Origin of the sequence: Actinomyces sp. MRS3W (genome assembly GCF_032465695.1) — a bacterium.
Lineage (GTDB): Bacteria > Actinomycetota > Actinomycetes > Actinomycetales > Actinomycetaceae > Actinomyces.
Genome location: NZ_JAWDJJ010000312.1, coordinates 1 through 3,139, shown reverse-complemented (window position 1 = coordinate 3,139; position 3,139 = coordinate 1). Strand labels below are relative to the sequence as shown.

The 3,139-nt window shown below is 69.6% G+C and carries 1 protein-coding gene and 1 pseudogene; one reads left to right on the top strand and one right to left on the bottom strand.

Going from position 1 to position 3,139, the window contains the following annotated elements; translation table 11 throughout:
- Positions 1–2,140, top strand: a 2,140-nt coding sequence (locus tag RWX45_RS11790) for a hypothetical protein (protein ID WP_316023911.1), incomplete at its 5' end; no start/stop codon positions are given.
- On the opposite strand, the pseudogene RWX45_RS11785 reads toward RWX45_RS11790, so the two are convergent.
- A pseudogene (locus RWX45_RS11785) lies at positions 2,100–3,139 on the bottom strand (excinuclease ABC subunit A); the annotation flags it as partial. The gene RWX45_RS11790 and the pseudogene RWX45_RS11785 sit on opposite strands and share 41 nt — an antisense overlap.

Sequence of the window (3,139 nt, the reverse complement as noted above, 5' to 3'; positions counted from 1 at the left end):
CCCTCAGCCCACCGCGGCGCCGCAGGCGCACCCCGCGCCAGCCGCACCGCCAGCGCATCCCCGGCCCGCCGCGCCAGTTTCCGGGCCGCGCCCCTCCCTGCCACCAACCGTGCCGCCACCGGGCCGGGAAGTCCAACGGGAAGGCAATATCGGCAGATACGTACTGTCCGGAGCCGCCGCACTGCTCATCGTGTCCGCCGCGGTGAGCCTCATCGCCCTGGTCTGGGATCGGATTCCCGACATCGTCAAGGTCGGGGCGCTAGGGGTCATCGCCGTCGCACTGGTGAGTACGGGAACATTCCTGACCAACACCCGGAAGCGGCAGCAGGTGGCCGCAGCAACCCTCACCGGCACGGGCGGCGCCCTCGGCTTCGTCGCCATCATCGGCGCCGTGCTGACCACCGGCCTGGCACCGGCGGCGGCTCTGGGACTGATGGTGGTGTGGGCCTTCGTCCTGCTGCTGGTCTCCTGCGTCACCGGGCAGTTCTTCACCGCGGTCATCTCCATGGTGGGGGCACTGGTGACGGTGGGGTTCGCCACCTGGCAGGTCAGCGCACACCCGGAGCAAACGGTGCTCACGTGGGCCCTCATCGACACCTACGTCATCGCTCTGGCAGTGGTGGCGAGCCTACTGCCCCGCTTCTCGCCGCGTATGCGCCTGAGGGCCTGGCTGCCCACCACCTCCATCGTGGTGACCGCCAGCGTGCTGCTCGCCGGACCGACTCGGCTGCTGCTCACCACTGCGCCGCTCGGGATCGCGCTGCTGACCCTCCCCTGCCTGGTGCTCATGGCACAGGTGCACCACTCCACCCGCTTGCTGGTCGAAGTGGGCAGTCGACAGGCCGCGGCAATCGAGTGGGGACTCACCGGTGCGGTCATCGCCGCGGCCATATCAGTTCTCGGATACGCCGACGGCGTCTCGGCGTCCCTACGCAGCGGCGTCGCCATCACCTTCTTGGTCCTGATGGGCCTGTCCACCCTGGCCCTACTCCCCCGCCAGGTGCCCTCCTCGTGGCTGACCACCATCGCCCCGGTGCATCTGGGCACCGTGATCGCCGTCGCCGCATTCATCTTCGCCGCGGACCTTGACCTCCTGGCGGCGACGGTACTGATCGTGGCGTTGGCCAGCGTGCCCGTGGTGCGCCTGGGCTATAGCGTCCCGGTGGTGGTACTCCCGTTCACGGGGCTCGGGGCGCTCGTGGCCGGGTTCGTCCCCGCCGCGACGACCCGGGCACTGGCCCTGGTCGCCGTGCTCATCGGCGTTGCGCTGGCCGTGGGCCTGGAATGGTTGCTGGCACCGCCTCGACCCAATTCCGACGAAGCGATCAACCGGCCCATGTTCCTGTACGCCGCAGCGTGGCTGGTGGCCGGCAACCTCGTGATCCTGATGCCGCTGGTGCTCAACCAGATGCTTCCCACCACGGGCGCCGGAGTGATCGTGGCGCCGCTGGTGTCCGGCGCGCTGGCCCTGGCGTTGGCCGGCATGGGCCTGTTCACTTCCGAGTCCAGCCCCCGCATGCTCATCTGCGGCGAGCGGGCGGGCCGCCTGGAGGGCGCAGCGGATCTGCACACCCCGCTGTCGGCGGCCCCTCCGCCCCTGGCGTGGCTCGGTGACGCGCTGCTCACGGCGCAGGGCCTCGCACTGCTGGTGCGAGCCGACCATCTCAACGGCCCACTGTTGGCGACGCCGCTGGTCGGGTTGGCTCTCGCACTCGCCGTGGCCGGTGGGCGGATGCTGCTGCCCTGGCGACGGCGCACCGGGGTGACCCTGACCGTGGCGATCTCGCACAGCCTCATGCTGTGGTGGTCAGTGATGATCCTCACCGGCGCATCCGCCACCTCCATGCTCATGACCGCCATGGTGCTGGCGACCGGCGCGGTGTGCATCGTCGTCGGGTTCCGCGCCCGCATCACCACGCTGCGCCACTACGGGCTCACCCTGGTGCTGCTCGTCGTATTCAAGCTGGCGGTGGTCGACGTGGCCCGGCAGAACTCGCTCATGCGGATCCTGGCGCTCGTCGTCGCCGGCGTCGTGTGCTTCTGCCTGTCCCTGGCGTACAACCGCTTCGCCCAGGAGCAGGAGCGCACCGCAGACGCCGTCAGCTGGCGGCCGCCCGGCGATCGGCCAACACGCCCTTGAGATAGCGGCCGGTCCAGGAGCCGGGCACGTCGGCGACCTCTTCGGGGGTGCCGGTGGCGACGACGGTGCCGCCGTCCTTGCCGCCCTCGGGCCCCATGTCGATGATCCAGTCGGCGTTGGCGATGACGTCGAGGTTGTGCTCAATGACCACCACCGAGTTGCCCTTGTCCACCAGCCCCTGCAGCACGCCGAGGAGTTTGCGGATGTCCTCGAAGTGCAGTCCCGTCGTCGGCTCGTCCAGCACGTAGATGGTGCGGCCGGTGGAGCGGCGCTGCAGCTCGGTGGCGAGCTTGACGCGCTGTGCCTCACCACCGGACAGGGTGGTGGCGGCCTGCCCCAGGCGCACGTAGCCGAGCCCGACCTCCACCAGCGTGTTGAGGTGGCGGGCGATGATGGGGGTGGCGGCGAAGAAGTCGGCGGCCTGGCTGATGGTCATGTCCAGCACGTCGGCAACGGTCTTGTCCTTGTACCGGATCTCCAGGGTCTCCCGGTTGTAGCGGGCGCCCCCGCACACCTCGCAGGGCACGTACACGTCGGGGAGGAAGTTCATCTCGATCTTGAGGGTGCCGTCGCCCTTGCAGGCCTCGCAGCGGCCGCCCTTGACGTTGAAGGAGAAGCGGCCGGGGCCGTAACCGCGCACCTTCGACTCGGGTACGGAGGCGAAGATCTTGCGGATGTGGTCCCACACGCCGGTGTAGGTGGCCGGGTTGGAGCGGGGGGTGCGTCCGATGGGTGACTGGTCGACGTGGACGACCTTGTCGAGATTGTCCAGGCCGCGCACGGTCTTGTGCCGTCCGGGCACGCCCCGCGCATGGTTGAGGCGGTTGGCGAGCACCTGGTAGAGGATGGAGTTGACCAGCGAGGACTTGCCCGAGCCGGATACGCCCGTGACGGCGGTGAAGACGCCCAGCGGGAAGGTAACCGTGACGTCCTTGAGGTTGTTCTCGCGGGCGCCGACGACGGTGACGTTCTTGCCCCGGGCCGGTTTGCGGCGGGTGG